Annotated in this window: 12 protein-coding genes; 4 read left to right on the plus strand and 8 right to left on the minus strand. The window is 57.4% G+C overall.

What is annotated here, in order from left to right; translation table 11 throughout:
* Positions 1–200: 200 nt before the first annotated feature.
* The 4 genes from efeB to putP all read right to left on the minus strand — a co-directional run bounded on the left by efeB (position 201) and on the right by putP (position 5,355).
* Positions 201–1,487 carry an iron uptake transporter deferrochelatase/peroxidase subunit gene (efeB, locus tag B9Y90_RS20530; protein WP_085542371.1) on the minus strand — a complete coding sequence of 429 codons (1,287 nt, stop codon included), beginning with the start codon at positions 1,485–1,487 and terminating at the stop codon, positions 201–203.
* Positions 1,488–1,492: 5 nt separating this feature from the next.
* Positions 1,493–2,617 carry an iron uptake system protein EfeO gene (efeO, locus tag B9Y90_RS20535; RefSeq protein WP_039291717.1) on the minus strand — a complete coding sequence of 375 codons (1,125 nt, stop codon included), beginning with the start codon at positions 2,615–2,617 and terminating at the stop codon, positions 1,493–1,495.
* A 64-nt stretch (positions 2,618–2,681) separates the two neighbouring features.
* On the minus strand, positions 2,682–3,515 hold the full coding sequence (efeU, locus tag B9Y90_RS20540) for an iron uptake transporter permease EfeU (RefSeq protein WP_085542372.1): 834 nt from the start codon (positions 3,513–3,515) through the stop codon (positions 2,682–2,684).
* Between the two features lie 331 nt (positions 3,516–3,846).
* Positions 3,847–5,355 (minus strand): sodium/proline symporter PutP, encoded by a 1,509-nt coding sequence (gene putP / locus B9Y90_RS20545; RefSeq protein ID WP_039291714.1) that lies wholly within the window; start codon positions 5,353–5,355, stop codon positions 3,847–3,849.
* A gap of 426 nt (positions 5,356–5,781) precedes the next feature.
* Here putP and putA point away from each other — a divergent pair, with 426 nt between their 5' ends.
* Both putA and B9Y90_RS20555 read left to right on the plus strand, forming a co-directional pair.
* Entirely contained in the window at positions 5,782–9,744 is a 3,963-nt protein-coding gene (gene putA / locus B9Y90_RS20550; RefSeq protein ID WP_085542373.1) for a trifunctional transcriptional regulator/proline dehydrogenase/L-glutamate gamma-semialdehyde dehydrogenase, read from the plus strand.
* A 60-nt stretch (positions 9,745–9,804) separates the two neighbouring features.
* Entirely contained in the window at positions 9,805–10,197 is a 393-nt protein-coding gene (locus tag B9Y90_RS20555; protein ID WP_085542374.1) for a lysozyme inhibitor LprI family protein, read from the plus strand.
* A 6-nt stretch (positions 10,198–10,203) separates the two neighbouring features.
* Here B9Y90_RS20555 and rutR read toward each other — a convergent pair whose 3' ends face one another.
* The 3 genes from rutR to B9Y90_RS20570 form a co-directional block, all read right to left on the minus strand.
* Entirely contained in the window at positions 10,204–10,845 is a 642-nt protein-coding gene (gene rutR / locus B9Y90_RS20560) for an HTH-type transcriptional regulator RutR (protein WP_039291708.1), read from the minus strand.
* A gap of 37 nt (positions 10,846–10,882) precedes the next feature.
* Positions 10,883–11,818, minus strand: a complete 936-nt coding sequence (locus B9Y90_RS20565) for a DMT family transporter (RefSeq protein ID WP_085542396.1) — start codon at positions 11,816–11,818, stop codon at positions 10,883–10,885.
* A gap of 154 nt (positions 11,819–11,972) precedes the next feature.
* Entirely contained in the window at positions 11,973–12,146 is a 174-nt protein-coding gene (locus B9Y90_RS20570; protein ID WP_008455651.1) for a con-10 family general stress protein, read from the minus strand.
* A gap of 377 nt (positions 12,147–12,523) precedes the next feature.
* Between B9Y90_RS20570 and wrbA the strand changes: the two genes are divergently transcribed.
* Both wrbA and B9Y90_RS20580 read left to right on the plus strand, forming a co-directional pair.
* On the plus strand, positions 12,524–13,120 hold the full coding sequence (gene wrbA / locus B9Y90_RS20575) for an NAD(P)H:quinone oxidoreductase (RefSeq protein ID WP_039291705.1): 597 nt from the start codon (positions 12,524–12,526) through the stop codon (positions 13,118–13,120).
* Positions 13,121–13,130: 10 nt separating this feature from the next.
* Positions 13,131–13,358 (plus strand): YccJ family protein, encoded by a 228-nt coding sequence (locus B9Y90_RS20580; RefSeq protein WP_085542375.1) that lies wholly within the window; start codon positions 13,131–13,133, stop codon positions 13,356–13,358.
* Between the two features lie 35 nt (positions 13,359–13,393).
* Here the strand turns inward: B9Y90_RS20580 and agp are convergent, their stop codons facing one another.
* Complete coding sequence (gene agp, locus B9Y90_RS20585) at positions 13,394–14,638, minus strand: bifunctional glucose-1-phosphatase/inositol phosphatase (RefSeq protein ID WP_085542376.1); 1,245 nt, start codon at positions 14,636–14,638, stop codon at positions 13,394–13,396.
* Between the last annotated feature and the right edge of the window lie 21 nt (positions 14,639–14,659).

Consider the following 14,659-nt stretch of genomic DNA (forward strand, 5'->3'; position numbering starts at 1 on the left):
CCCAGAGGGGAAACGGGCTGTGGCATCAGGTCAAACGCTTTGACAGTGTACCCGCCTGACGGCGGGTAACTGAAGTGACTTTAAACATACAAGGGAATAAATAATGCTCCCGTCGACTGTTTTCTCCCTCGCCCCTGTGGGGAGAGGGCCGGGGTGAGGGGAAGATTCGTTCCTGGCTCTCATCACCGGTACGGCAATAATTACGCCTCTATCAGCCCCTGCCCCAGATAATGTTGCTTATCCGGCACACCCGGCAGCGCGAAGAAATACCCGCCGCCAATCGGCTTCACGTACTCTTCCAACGCCTCGCCGTTCAGCCTGCCCTGCACCGCAAGGAAGCCTTTCTCAAGGTCATGCTGGTAGCAGACGAACAGCAGCCCCATGTCGAGCTGGCCGGACTTGGTGGCGCCCAGCGAATAGCTGTAACCCCGCCGCATAATCAGCCCCGATTGCGTCTCTTTCGTCCTTGGGTTTGCCAGGCGAATGTGAGCATCCAGCGCGATCACATCACCGTCAGGGTCGGCGGCGTAGTCCGGCACATCATGCTCATTTTTCATGCCCAGCGGCGCCCCGCTGTGCTTGTCACGCCCGAAAATAGTCTGCTGCTCTTTCAGCGGCGTGCGGTCCCAGGACTCGACGTGGAACTGAATAATGCGCACGGCCTGATAGCTGCCACCGGTAGCCCAGGCCGGCTCCTGCTGCTGCTTCGTCACCCACACCACGTCGTCCATTAGCGGCTTATCATGGCTGTCCGGGTTAGCCGTGCCGTCTTTGAAGCCCAGCAGGTTAATCGGCGTCTCTTTCCCCCGGCTGCGCGCCGCATGGTTGGAGATGAACCCTTCCCGCTTCCAGCGCACGCTGAGGAGATCTGGCGTGTGCTTAATAATATCGCGCAGCGCATGGATCACCGTGTCGTTGGTGTTGGCGCAAATCTGCAGCAGCAAATCGCCGTGGCACAGGCTGGCATCCAGCGAATCATTCGGGAAGCTGGTCATTGGCTGTAGCTTTTTCGGCATCTGCTTTTGCAGGCCAAAACGCTCGTCAAACAGCGAGCTGCCGGCGGAAACCGTGATCGTCAGGTTATCCGGGTAGATTTCCGCCCCAAGAATACCGGAGTCCATCGGCGGCAATCGTGGATTTGGCGTATCCGGTGCCGGGCCGCCGCTGGTCAGAAAATCAAAGCGAGAAGTCAGCAGGCGGAACAGACGTTCAAGGTCAGCTTTGTCGCTGGCCAGAACGTCAAACGCCACCAGCATCATGGCAGCCTGCTGAGGTGTCAGAATCCCGGCCTGGTGTTCGCCATACAACGGCTGGCTTTCAAGACGACCATCCGGAGGCAGCGTGCCCGGCGAAGAGGCCGGATTCGCCGCATGGGCCGCCATCGGGCAGCCGCCGCCCACGGCAAAAGCGCCCCCAAGGGCGCCCAGTGTTTTCAGCAGCTGGCGGCGCGCCGGTTGGTGCGCGCCGGTGTTATCCTTATTGCTCATGATGCTTAGTCCAGGCCCATCACGCCACGCAGCTGAGACAAATCTTCCGCAAGCGTGGTAATTGGCCCTTTCAGCGCCTTACGATCGTTATCCGTCAGCTTATCGTAGGTTTCAAACCCGTCTTTGGTGCGGTACTTCGCCAGAATGGCGTCAACTTTCTTGAAGTTGGCATCCACTTTCGCCAGCAGCGCCGGGTTCTCTTTGGTCAACTGAGGACGCAGCAGGTCAACAATTTTCTGTGCGCCGTCGACGTTCGCCTGGAAGTCCCACAGGTCAGTGTGGCTGTAGCGATCTTCTTCCCCGCTGATTTTGGTCGCCGCGACTTCTTCAATCAGGCCAGCTGCGCCACCAACCACTTTGCTCGGCGGGAAGGCCAGCTCGGAAACGCGAGTCTGCAGATCCAGCACGTCGGCGTTCAGCTTGTCAGCAAACTGCGCGGCGTCTTTGGTGGTGTTGTCGCCAAACAGGATCTTCTCCAGGCGGTGGAAGCCGGTGAATTTCGGGTCATCCGCTTTTTTCTCGAAATCGTCTTCACGGGCATCGATGCTGCTGTCGAGGTCAGAGAACAGCTCGGCGATCGGCTCAATACGCTCATAATGCTGGCGGGTTGGCGCATACAGGGCTTTGGCTTTCTCTAAATCGCCGGCTTTCACCGCGTCGGTAAAGGCTTTGGTGCCTTTCACCAGCTCAGCAACTTCAGCGGTCACATAAGCTTTGTATTCGGTGATTGGGCCGGTCAGAGCCAGCAGATCGGATTTAGGCGCTTCCTGTTTGCCGGTCGCTTTCACTACCAGCTTGCCTTTCGGGTTGGTCAGAAGGCCGCAGGTCATGTCGTATTCACCCGGCTGCAGGTTGGCGGTCAGTTTCTGGGAGAAGCCCGGTGCGATGTTCTCACGCTCTTCCACCACCATCACCCCTTTCAGGATCTCCCACTCCAGCGCTTTCTGGCTGTTATTCTGGATAATGAACTGGGTTTTCCCGGCGTTCACGGTCACATTCATCGGCTCACACTGTTTATCCGTGACGGTGACTTTTACCTGGGGAATGTCCGCTGCCTGCGCGGCAAACGTGGAAGAGACAAGCGCGAGCAGCGCAACGTGCAGTGCCTTCAGACGAAAATGTTTGGTCATGACCTATCCCTATTAAGCAATGAGTAGTTATCACTGAACGGCGGGTCGGCCCGCCGGAAATCAATTAACGAGCCGTATTGGTCGCCTGGTTGTTCACGCGCGGCGGCATAAAGAACAGCACCAGCGCCGGAATCAGATAGATGAAGTACATCGCCACTTCGCTCACGGTTGGGGTTTCCTGATAGCCAAAAATCCCCTCAAGTAAGGTGCCGGTAAGCGAGTGGGTGGAGAGCGTGTTGCTCATATCAAACGCGATATCCTGGAAGTGGTTCCACAGCCCGGCTTCGTGGAATGCGCGCACGGCGCCGGCGGCAAGGCCTGCGGCGACCAGCAGAATAAACAGACTGGTCCATTTAAAGAATGCCCCCAGGTTGAGGCGAATCCCGCCCCAGTAAATAAGGAAGCCTAAAACGATGGCGGTGGCCAGGCCGAGTATCGCCCCTAGCGGTGGCCAAATGCCAACGTCTTGTTGGAAAGCTGCCAGCAGGAAGAACACCGACTCCAGGCCTTCGCGCGCGACGGCGAAAAAGACCATCATGATCAGCGCCCAGCCGTGGTTGCCTTTGCTGTGCAGCGCGTTATCCACCGCCTGCTCCAGCTGCACCTTGACGTTGCGGGACACTTTACGCATCCAGAACACCATCCAGGTCAGAATAAACACGGCGATCACCGCCACGATCCCCTCAAACAGCTCCTGCTCTTTCTGCGGGAACTCGCCGGTGGTTTCATTGATAAAGATACCGAGGCCCAGGCAAAGTGCAGCGGCGGCAAAAACGCCAATCCACATCACGGCTATCCACTGGCCGCGCTGGGTACGCTTCAGGTAGCTGGCAATCAGGCTGACGATGAGCGCTGCCTCCAGCCCTTCACGCAACATGATGAGAAACGGAACAAACATGCCTGACACCTCAGATGTGAATACAAGTCAATTGACGTAAAGAAAAGTAAACCATAACGATTGTGATTATCATTAGCGCTGAAAAGAAAAACAAGATACGGGGATTACATATTTATGACCAGATGTAAAAAGGGCCGGATTAACCGGCCCTTCAGACTGATGAGAAATCTCTGGCGAGAGAAGGAATATCAGACATCTCGTTAAATAAAACAGGAAAATCAATTCATTGATTTTCGGCTGATAATCACAAAGAGGGAAAAACCACGCTTTTTTCCTCTTTGTCAGCAACTAAAAAGGGCCGGATTAACCGGCCCCTGTAAAATATTACTTGTTACTCTGGCTGCAGCTTGCTCGGCGGCGCGGTGTGATAAACCGCATCGGCTTCGGCGAAGCGTTTCTGCATGGAGGCTGAAGGTGCTTTGCCCAACAGGCTCACCGCCACTATCGCCAGGCTGGCGAAAGCGAAACCTGGAATGATTTCGTACAGCCCCAGCCAGCCAAACTGTTTCCAGACCAGCACGGTTGCCGCCCCGACAATCATCCCCACCAGCGCCCCGTTGCGGGTCATGCGTGACCACATCACCGAGAACAACACCACCGGGCCAAACGCTGCGCCAAAACCGGCCCAGGCATAGCTGACCAGGCCAAGCACGCGGTTTTCCGGGTTAGCGGCCAGGGCAATCGCAACCAGCGCCACCACCAGCACCATCATGCGCCCTACCCACACCAGCTCTTTCTGGCTCGCCCCTTTACGCAGGAAAGCTTTGTACAGATCTTCGGTAATCGCGCTGGAGCACACCAGCAGCTGGCAGCTCAGCGTGGACATCACCGCCGCCAGAATCGCGGAGAGCAGTATCCCGGCAATCCACGGGTTGAACAGAATTTGCGCCAGTTCGATAAACACCCGCTCGCCGTTTTGCGTCACCGCCCCGGCCTGCTCAGGGTTGTTGTTAAAGTAGGCAATCCCGAAGAAGCCCACCGCACAGGCGCCCGCCAGGCAGAGGATCATCCAGGTCATACTGATGCGGCGTGCGTTTACGATGGTGTGGTGTGAATCCGCCGCCATAAAGCGCGCCAGAATATGCGGCTGGCCGAAGTAGCCCAAGCCCCAGCCCATCAGCGAAACGATAGCGACAAAGTTCAGCCCTTTCAGCATATCGACGTTTTCGATGCTCTTCTGCTTGATCACCATCAGGGAATCATCGAGGCCGCCGACAGCAATGATCACCATTACCGGCGTCAAAATCAGAGCAAAGATCATCAGGCTGGCCTGCACGGTATCCGTCCAGCTCACCGCCAGGAATCCCCCCACGAAGGTGTAGAGGATTGTCGCCGCCGCCCCGGCCCACAGCGCCGTTTCGTAGCTCATGCCAAAGGTGCTTTCAAACAGGCGCGCCCCGGCCACAATGCCGGATGCACAATATATGGTGAAGAACAGCAGGATCACCAGCGCCGAGATAATACGCAGCAGGCGGCTGGAGTCTTCAAAGCGCCCGGTAAAGTAATCCGGCAGCGTCAGCGCATTGTTGTTCACTTCAGTGTGAACGCGCAGGCGCCCCGCCACTAATTTCCAGTTGATCCATGCCCCAAGGGTCAGGCCGATGGCGATCCAGCTTTCTGAAATGCCGGAGATGAAGATTGCGCCTGGCAACCCCATTAACAGCCAGCCGCTCATATCCGAGGCGCCCGCCGACAGCGCGGTCACCACGCTCCCGAGACTGCGGCCGCCAAGAATATAGTCGTCAAAGCTGCGGGTTGAACGCCAGGCGATAAAGCCGATGAGAATCATGCCAAAGATATAAACGAGGAAGGTCACCAGCATCGGTGTGCTAATTGTCATTCAGACTTCTCCATAGCTATTACGCCTGCTCTCTCTGACCAGGCTGCTTCGCGCCGGAACGAGGCGCTGTGTTGTTATCGTGATGTAATGGGGAATGCATCCTGCCGGAACCCTTTATTTTTCACAAACGATTTAACACGGCATTTACATCGTTTGCATCTGCCTTAGGTAAGCATTTTTCACCAGGTTGCACTTACTCACACTTTTAGCGGTTGCACCGTTTAAAAGTGTTAACTTCATCAATAAATCTAGCGTTCCGCTTCCCGCCCTGTCAGACGAATTTCTTATCTTACTGGTAACAAATCACCTTTTTTGCGAGCCCTTTATCGGCCTTGATTTAACAAGGTTGCACAAAGTTGCAACTTCATGGATATTGCTGGCTAACAAAGCACAACCCCGAATCATCATTAACCTGGAGACTGTCGTATGGGCACCACCACGATGGGCGTAAAACTGGATGAAGCGACGCGCGAGCGCATTAAAGAGGCCGCCTCGCGCATTGACCGCACCCCACATTGGCTGATTAAGCAGGCGATTTTTAATTACCTGGAGCGACTGGAAAGCAGCGATGAACTGCCTGAGCTGCCAGCCCTGCTGGCCGGGGCGGCCAATGAGAGTGAAGAATCTCCGGTGCAGCCTGAAGAAGTGGCGCAGCCGTTCCTCGACTTTGCCGAGCAAATTCTGCCGCAGTCCGTCAGCCGGGCCGCAATTACCGCCGCGTGGCGTCGCCCTGAAACCGACGCAGTCCCGATGATCCTTGAGCAGGCTCGCCTGGCCCCGGCCATCGCCGAACAGACGCAAAAGCTGGCTTACCAGCTGGCCGACAAGCTGCGCAACCAGAAAACGGCTTCCGGCCGCGCGGGCATGGTTCAGAGCCTGCTGCAGGAGTTCTCCCTGTCTTCTCAGGAAGGCGTGGCGCTGATGTGCCTCGCGGAAGCGCTGCTGCGTATCCCGGATAAAGCCACCCGCGATGCGCTGATCCGCGACAAAATCAGCAACGGTAACTGGCACTCGCACATTGGCCGCAGCCCGTCGCTGTTCGTGAACGCGGCGACCTGGGGTCTGCTGTTTACCGGCCGCCTGGTGTCCACCCATAACGAAGCCAGCCTTTCCCGCTCCCTGAACCGGATCATCAGCAAAAGCGGTGAACCGCTGGTGCGTAAAGGCGTGGACATGGCGATGCGCCTGATGGGCGAGCAGTTCGTGACCGGCGAAACCATCGCCGAAGCGCTGGCTAACGCCCGCAAGCTGGAAGAAAAAGGCTTCCGCTATTCCTACGACATGCTGGGTGAAGCTGCGCTGACTGCCGCCGACGCGCAGGCCTATATGGTTTCCTACCAGCAGGCGATTCACGCCATCGGTAAAGCGTCCAACGGCCGCGGTATTTATGAAGGCCCGGGTATTTCCATCAAGCTTTCCGCCCTGCACCCGCGCTACAGCCGCGCGCAGTACGACCGCGTGATGGAAGAGTTGTACCCACGCCTGAAGTCCCTCACGCTGCTGGCGCGCCAGTACGACGTTGGCATTAACATTGACGCCGAAGAAGCCGATCGCCTGGAGATCTCCCTCGATCTGCTGGAAAAACTCTGCTTTGAACCTGAACTGGCGGGCTGGAACGGCATTGGCTTTGTTATCCAGGCCTACCAAAAACGCTGCCCGTTTGTGATTGATTACCTGGTGGATCTGGCCACCCGCAGCCGTCGCCGTCTGATGATTCGCCTGGTCAAAGGCGCCTACTGGGACAGCGAAATCAAACGCGCCCAGGTCGACGGCCTGGAGGGCTACCCGGTCTATACCCGCAAGGTGTACACCGACATCTCTTACCTCGCCTGCGCCAAGAAACTGCTGGCCGTGCCGAACCTGATTTATCCGCAATTTGCGACCCATAACGCCCACACGCTGGCCGCGATTTATAACCTGGCCGGGCAGAACTATTACCCAGGCCAGTACGAATTCCAGTGCCTGCACGGCATGGGCGAACCGCTGTATGAGCAGGTGGTAGGGAAAATTGCCGACGGCAAACTGAACCGCCCTTGCCGTATTTACGCCCCGGTGGGTACGCACGAAACGCTGCTGGCTTACCTGGTGCGTCGCCTGCTGGAAAACGGCGCCAACACCTCTTTCGTCAACCGTATTGCTGACGCCACCCTGCCGCTGGACGAGCTGGTTGCCGACCCGGTAAGCGCGGTGGAAGCCATGGCCGCCAAAGAAGGCCAGCCAGGATTACCGCACCCTAAAATCGCCCTGCCAAAAGCGCTTTACGGCGCGGAACGTACCAACTCCAGCGGCCTTGATTTGGCTAACGAACACCGCCTGGCGTCGCTTTCTTCCGCCCTGCTGAACAGCGCCGCGCAGAAATGGCAGGCCACGCCTGTGCTGGAACAGCCGGTTATTGAAGGCGAATTAACGCCGGTGAAAAACCCGGCTGAGCCAACCGACATTGTGGGCTACACCCGCGAAGCCACGAGCGAAGAGGTTTCCCTCGCGCTTGAGAATGCCGTCAATCACGCGCCAATCTGGTTTGCCACCCCGCCGCAGGAACGCGCCGCTATTCTCGAACGCGCCGCCGTGATGATGGAAAGCCGCATGCAGCAACTGATCGGCATCCTCGTGCGTGAAGCAGGGAAAACCTTCAGCAACGCCATCGCCGAAGTGCGTGAGGCCGTGGACTTCCTGCACTATTACGCAGGCCAGGTCCGTGACGACTTCGACAATGAAACGCATCGTCCACTTGGCCCGGTGGTCTGTATCAGCCCGTGGAACTTCCCGCTGGCTATCTTTACCGGCCAGATTGCCGCCGCGCTTGCCGCCGGGAACAGCGTCCTGGCCAAGCCTGCGGAACAAACCCCGCTGATTGCCGCTCAGGGCGTGGCGATCCTGCTTGAAGCTGGCGTGCCTGCAGGCGTACTGCAGCTGTTGCCTGGCCGCGGTGAAACCGTCGGGGCACAGCTCACAGGCGACTCGCGCGTACGTGGTGTGATGTTCACCGGCTCAACTGAAGTCGCGTCTCTGCTGCAGCGTAATATCGCCGACCGCCTCGATCCTCAGGGTCGCCCAACGCCGCTGATTGCGGAAACCGGCGGCCTTAACGCGATGATCGTTGACTCCTCCGCGCTGACTGAACAGGTTGTGGTAGACGTAGTTTCTTCCGCCTTCGACAGTGCCGGGCAACGCTGCTCCGCCCTGCGCGTGCTGTGCCTGCAGGAAGACGTGGCAGACCACACGCTGCAAATGCTTCGCGGCGCCATGGCGGAATGCCGTATGGGTAACCCAGGCCGCCTGACCACCGACATTGGGCCAGTGATTGACGCTGAAGCGCAGCAGAATATTGAGAAGCACATCCAGGCGATGCGCGCCAAAGGCCGCACTGTATTCCAGGCCGTGCGTGAAAACAGCGTGGACGCGCGCGAATGGCAGTCCGGCACGTTTGTAGCGCCAACCCTCATCGAGCTGGAAAGCTTCGACGAGATGAAGAAAGAAGTGTTCGGCCCGGTGTTGCACGTGGTGCGCTACAGCCGCAATAATCTTGAGTCGCTGATTAAGCAGATCAATGCCGCAGGCTATGGCCTGACGCTCGGCGTGCATACCCGTATCGACGAGACGATTGCCCAGGTCACCGGCTCCGCCCACGTCGGCAACATGTATGTTAACCGCAACATGGTCGGCGCCGTGGTTGGCGTTCAGCCATTCGGCGGGGAAGGCCTGTCCGGCACAGGCCCTAAAGCCGGTGGTCCGCTGTACCTGTACCGCCTGCTGGCCAGCCGCCCGGAAAATGCGCTGCAAACTACCTTCAACCGCCACGATGCGGAAACCCCAGTGGATGCCTCCCTGAAGAGCGATCTGCAGGTTGCCCATCAGGCACTAAGCGAGTGGGCGACCAACCGCGAGGAGCTGAAAGCCGTTTGCCAGCAGTTTGGCGAGCTGGCGCAAAGCGGAACGCTGCGTGTGCTGCCGGGCCCAACCGGGGAGCGCAACACCTACGCCCTGCTGCCGCGTGAACGCATTCTTTGCGTCGCCGACGATGAGCGCGATGCATTAGTGCAGCTGGCGGCAGTCACCAGCGTGGGCAGCCGCGTGCTGTGGGCGGATGACAGCCTGCATCGCGACCTGGTGAAGCAGTTGCCTAAAGCCGTGCAGCAGCAGGTTGATTTTTCCAAGCAGGAAGATCTGCTGAAGCAGCCGTTTGAGGCGGTGATTTACCACGGCGACTCCGACCAACTGCGCAAACTTTGCGAAGCCGTCGCGGCTCGCACCGGAGCAATTGTTTCCGTTCAGGGCTTCGCGCGCGGGGAAAGTAACATCCTGCTTGAGCGTCTCTACGTAGAGCGTTCACTGAGCGTGAACACCGCTGCTGCCGGCGGCAACGCCAGCCTGATGACAATCGGTTAACACTCCGCTACCCTACGAGGGCTCTCATCTGAGAGCCCTTTTTTATTTGAGGACAGCGAAATGAAACGCGTGTGTTTACTTGTTGGCGGGCTGCTGCTGAGCGGAGTCGCCCTGGCCGACGGCTGTGATTCCGCCGCCACCCAGGCCGATATGAACCAGTGTTATGCCGCAGAGTATAAAAAGCAGGACGAGCGGCTGAATAAAACCTACAAAGAAGTGATGTCCCGGGCAACCGACAAGCAAAAAGAAATGCTCAAAAAGGCGCAGAACGCGTGGATTGCCTTCCGCGATGCAGACTGTGATTTTATGAGTTCTGGCGCGGAACAAGGTTCGGTCTACCCTATGGTACGCGCCAACTGCCTGGCGGATAAAACGCTGGAACGTACCGAGCTGCTGAAGGGCACGCTGGAGTGCGAAGAGGGCGACGTGAGCTGCGTCCTGCCCCCTAAGTAAGCGTCATTACCGCACCCGAATCCCCTCAATAATCATCCGCTGCACGTTTTCCACCGTGCGGCGGAAGAAATCTTCATCCTGCAGCGTGTTGCCGGTGACGGCCTCAACCTGGCTGGCAAAATCCGCATAGTGTTGAGTGGTGGCCCAAAGCATGAAAATCAGGTGGTGCGGATCGATCGCCGCCAGTTTGCCGCTGGCGACCCAGCCCGCAATGATCGCCGATTTCTCGTCCACCAGCGCTTTAAGGTCGCCCGTCAGCTCGCCTTTCAGCAGGGGCGCGCCCTGCAGCATCTCCAGACAAAACAGCTTAGAGGCCTGCGGGTAATCCCTTGAAACTTCGAGCTTGAGGCGAATGTATTCCCCAATTGCCACCAGCGGCTGCAGATCTTCCCGAAAGGCCCGCAGCGGTGCCAGCCAGATGTCCAGGATCTGCTTCAGCACCGCGATGTAGAGCGCTTCTTTGGAAGGGTAGTAATAAAGCAGGTTAGTTTTTGACACTTCGGCCCGCTCGGCTACCTGCTCAAGGCTGGTGCCGTGGATGCCGTATTGCGAAAAAAACGCCAGCGCAGCGTCAAGAATGGCCTGTTTTTTGGCGGCGACGGCTTTCGAGCGGCGTCCAGGGGTTTTGATATCATTGGCAGCGGCCATGCGAGCTCTCCTTTTTTTCGCTGGCCTGAAGTATAGCTCAGACGCCCTCGCCTTCGGTATCTTCCTGCCAGCCGCGCTCCGCGTTTGCCGCTTTCTTACGCTTGAGCTTTAACTCGCTCACCAACACGCCGAGCACGATCAACGCCCCGCCCACCAGAGCAAGCACCGGAAGGCGCTCGCCAGCCATGCGGCCAAAGATCCCCGCCCAAACCGGCTCACCGGTATAAATTACCGTGGCGCGGGTCGGGGACACACTGCGCTGCGCCCAGTTCATTGTTACCTGAATAATGGCGCTGAAAATCCCCAGCCCCAGGGCAATCACCACCAGGCCAGGGCTGAAATGCGGCACGCTTTCCCCGGCTGGGACCATCGCCGCGAACGACACCAGCGAAGCCGTTGCCAACTGCACCACGGTCACACGCTTGATATCCACTTTCCCCGCCCAGGCGCTGATCAGGATTATCTCGGCGGCAATGGCCACGGCACCTATAAGCGTAATGATTTCCCCTGCCCCCAGTGAGAGGCTGGTACCTTCCGGCCCGGCAAGAAAAATCAGGCCAACAAACGCCAGCGCGACGCCAATCCAGGACATCAGTCCCGGCATACGGCCAAGGCAAATCCACTGCAGGAGAGGCACAACGGGCACGTACATCGCGGTAATAAAGGCGGATTTGCTGCTAGGGATCGTCTGGAGCCCCCAGGTCTGCATGCTGTAGCCGATGGCAATCGCCACGCCGATCATCACCCCCGCTTTGATTTCAAGCCAGGTTAATCCGCGCAGCGATTTTAGCGACAGCAGCCCGACGGCAATGGCGGCGGTGGCGAAGCGCAGACCAACAAAGAAAAACGGGTCGCTCATCGTCATGGCGTACTGTACGGCCAGGAACGTACCGCCCCAGAACATGGTGATAAGGATAAGCAGAGCTTCCTGCGGCTTAATGGAGAATTTATAACGGCTTAATGGCGCAGACATGAGGGAGACCGGAAACATCAGGGTGAAAGTCGAGGGTCTATAGTGCTTCCAGTCACATTTTGTTGCAATGGGAAAATAGAAAACCGCCGGCTAACCGGCGGTCGGGGTATTTCAGCGCAAGCGTCAATCCGCCGTGCGCTTCACAAAGTCACGGCTATTTATTTTTGCTGCCGTGGCTATTTTTACCCCCTTTTTGACCAGCTTCTGAGGCGCGCTGCGGATCGTTTTTAAAATTACCGCCGCTGTGCTGGCCACCTTTCCGGCCTGCTTCTGATGCTCTTTCACGGTCTTCAGCGAAATTACCTGAACCACCACGATGGTTTGCCATTTCTAACCTCCGGATTTAGGACATCATATTGCATTCAATAAAAGAGAACGCTTTTGCTACACGGCCAGGCGGGCTTGCCGCCAACGTTACCGCGTGGGTCTAAGCTTAGTGCACCGGCGCGGTCGGACTTCTGTTCAGACATATCCAGAAACATGCCGGTGATCTTATCTTTTTACCCTTCAAACGTAACGCCATAAGCCCCTCTTATCCATGGTCAAAAAACAGCCAATAAAATGTTAGCTAATGCTACAGGGTCAAAATTTCATCTGCGCTTGTGATGTATCAAGGAAAGGTCACTCAGGTTTGCACTCTGCGCCACAGGTCATATCTTTAAAGGAGCGCAGTCAAACTGCAGTTCAACTGAGGAGTGAAGCAAGATGGCTAAAGTACTGGTGCTTTATTATTCAATGTATGGACACATCGAAACTATGGCTAAAGCCGTGGCGGAAGGTGCACAGAAAGTCGATGGGGCGGAAGTGACGATAAAGCGCGTGCCCGAAACCATGGCCCCGGAAGTCTTTGCTAAAGCCGGGGGCAAAACCCATACCGCGCCGGTCGCCACGCCGCAGGAGCTGGCCGACTACGACGCTATCATCTTCGGTACCCCTACCCGCTTCGGCAATATGGCCGGGCAGATGCGAACCTTCCTCGATCAAACGGGCGGTCTTTGGGCTTCCGGCGCGCTTTACGGCAAACTGGGCAGCGTATTCAGCTCCACCGGCACCGGCGGCGGCCAGGAGCAGACCATCACCTCCACCTGGACCACGCTCGCCCACCACGGGATGGTAATTGTGCCTATCGGCTATGCGGCGCAGGAGCTGTTTGATGTTTCTCAAGTCCGCGGCGGCACGCCTTATGGCGCCACAACCATTGCCGGCGGCGACGGCTCACGTCAGCCAAGTCAGGAAGAACTGGCAATTGCCCGTTACCAGGGAGAGCACGTCGCAGGCCTGGCAGTAAAACTGAAAGGTTAACGGAGGAGTGATGACCACATCGCAATCAAAAGCCCATCACGTTGGCGAATGGGCAAATTTACGCCAGACCTCACCCGAAATTGCAGAAGCCATTTTTGAGCTGGCGAAATACGACGAAAAGCTGGCCGAAAAAATTTGGGAAGAAGGGAGCGATGAAGTGCTGGCGCTCGCCTTTGCTAAAACCGATAAGGATTCGCTCTTCTGGGGCGAACAGACCATCGAGCGCAAAAACGTTTAATCTCTCCGCTGCCCCCTTTCGGGGGCAGCCTCTTCTTACTTCACGGCTTCATTAAGCACTTCGCTAAACTTATCCCACGAGCAGTAGCCGTTGGCGTCCGTCGGGCAGCCTTCCAGCTGCAGCGTGACGCGTTTTGGCGGATGCTTCAGGGTTAATACATCGCCATTTCGCAGCTGCTCGGCGCTCTGGTAAACGTATTCCACTTTCAGCAGGTCGCGATTGTTGGTTTTATCATGCCAGCGCTGGAACAGAATATTGCCGCCAATCGGGGTGCGCTCATACTGCCCCGGCAGCTGATAAGGCTTGAACTGCAGCGCGGTCAGCAGCGACGCAATGTTCGAGTCATGCCCCACCATCAGCGTCACTTTCGGCCCGGAAGCGGCCTCTTTTGACGTTAACGCGTTCTGAATGTATTTCACCAGCGGAGCCGCGACGTTACGGGCCACTTCCGGGGAGGTAAACAGCGTATCCTGGTAGCTGTTTTTAAGCTGGGAAAGCACACGCCACTGTTCCGCCGTTTTGATTTTTCCCCATGCCACCTGATCCATCGGGAAACCTTCGTAATATTGCAGCGTGAAGGCATCGACCAGGGCATTGCCCACCTTCAGGGAACCATTAACACCCGGCTCCTGAGTCGCATTAGCGCTAAAGACGTCTTTTGGCTCGTTCAGTTCACACTGCTGTTTCTCTTTGCAGGTTGGCGAGTTTTTATAGCCGACAATGTTCTCCAGCAGTTTATAGCTGTCCGCCAGCTTGTATTCGGTGCGCTGTTTTTCCATCGCCTGAACGGCGTTGGCTTTAAATTCTGGCGAGTCGTTGGTGATCACCGGGTTGAACACCGGGTCCATGGTGCCCATTTTCTCCTGATGGTGCACCGGCACATCGCAGCCAGGGAAAGCCCCGGTGATAAAGAATTGCGCGGTAGCGACGGTGCGCTGGAGGCTATTGGCGTAGGCATAAACGCTTTCCGGCGCAGGGCATTCACCGCTGGTTACCAGATTCTGGCTCGCCAGCCATTCACGCATGTAATGCCCCATATACACTTCCAGCACGCCGCCTTTAGTGGTGAGCTGCCCGCCCGGCACATCCCACTCCGGCCATGCCTGCGCGGTAGACTGTTCAAGCACGCTGCCGTTGTTGGCCAGCGGCGCGCGCAGGTTATGACGGCTCATCAGCAAAACCTGCTGAAGCTGATAGCCGTCCGGCACGGTGTCCGCTGTCGCCAGGCCTGGGGCAAGACAGGCGGCGGCCAGCAATGAGGCAACAATTTTCTTCTTCATTACTTATTCCTCAGGGGGTGA

Source organism: Cedecea sp. NFIX57 (assembly GCF_900177785.1).
Classification (GTDB): domain Bacteria; phylum Pseudomonadota; class Gammaproteobacteria; order Enterobacterales; family Enterobacteriaceae; genus Cedecea; species Cedecea neteri_C.

What these genes read in the sequence shown, in the direction of transcription:
- efeB (WP_085542371.1), bottom strand. Translation starts at nt 1,487, where the DNA reads ATGAGCAATAAGGATAACACCGGCGCGCACCAACCGGCGCGCCGCCAG.
- efeO (WP_039291717.1), bottom strand. Translation starts at nt 2,617, where the DNA reads ATGACCAAACATTTTCGTCTGAAGGCACTGCACGTTGCGCTGCTCGCG.
- efeU (WP_085542372.1), bottom strand. Translation starts at nt 3,515, where the DNA reads ATGTTTGTTCCGTTTCTCATCATGTTGCGTGAAGGGCTGGAGGCAGCG.
- putP (WP_039291714.1), bottom strand. Translation starts at nt 5,355, where the DNA reads ATGACAATTAGCACACCGATGCTGGTGACCTTCCTCGTTTATATCTTT.
- putA (WP_085542373.1), top strand. Translation starts at nt 5,782, where the DNA reads ATGGGCACCACCACGATGGGCGTAAAACTGGATGAAGCGACGCGCGAG.
- B9Y90_RS20555 (WP_085542374.1), top strand. Translation starts at nt 9,805, where the DNA reads ATGAAACGCGTGTGTTTACTTGTTGGCGGGCTGCTGCTGAGCGGAGTC.
- rutR (WP_039291708.1), bottom strand. Translation starts at nt 10,845, where the DNA reads ATGGCCGCTGCCAATGATATCAAAACCCCTGGACGCCGCTCGAAAGCC.
- B9Y90_RS20565 (WP_085542396.1), bottom strand. Translation starts at nt 11,818, where the DNA reads ATGTCTGCGCCATTAAGCCGTTATAAATTCTCCATTAAGCCGCAGGAA.
- B9Y90_RS20570 (WP_008455651.1), bottom strand. Translation starts at nt 12,146, where the DNA reads ATGGCAAACCATCGTGGTGGTTCAGGTAATTTCGCTGAAGACCGTGAA.
- wrbA (WP_039291705.1), top strand. Translation starts at nt 12,524, where the DNA reads ATGGCTAAAGTACTGGTGCTTTATTATTCAATGTATGGACACATCGAA.
- B9Y90_RS20580 (WP_085542375.1), top strand. Translation starts at nt 13,131, where the DNA reads ATGACCACATCGCAATCAAAAGCCCATCACGTTGGCGAATGGGCAAAT.
- agp (WP_085542376.1), bottom strand. Translation starts at nt 14,638, where the DNA reads ATGAAGAAGAAAATTGTTGCCTCATTGCTGGCCGCCGCCTGTCTTGCC.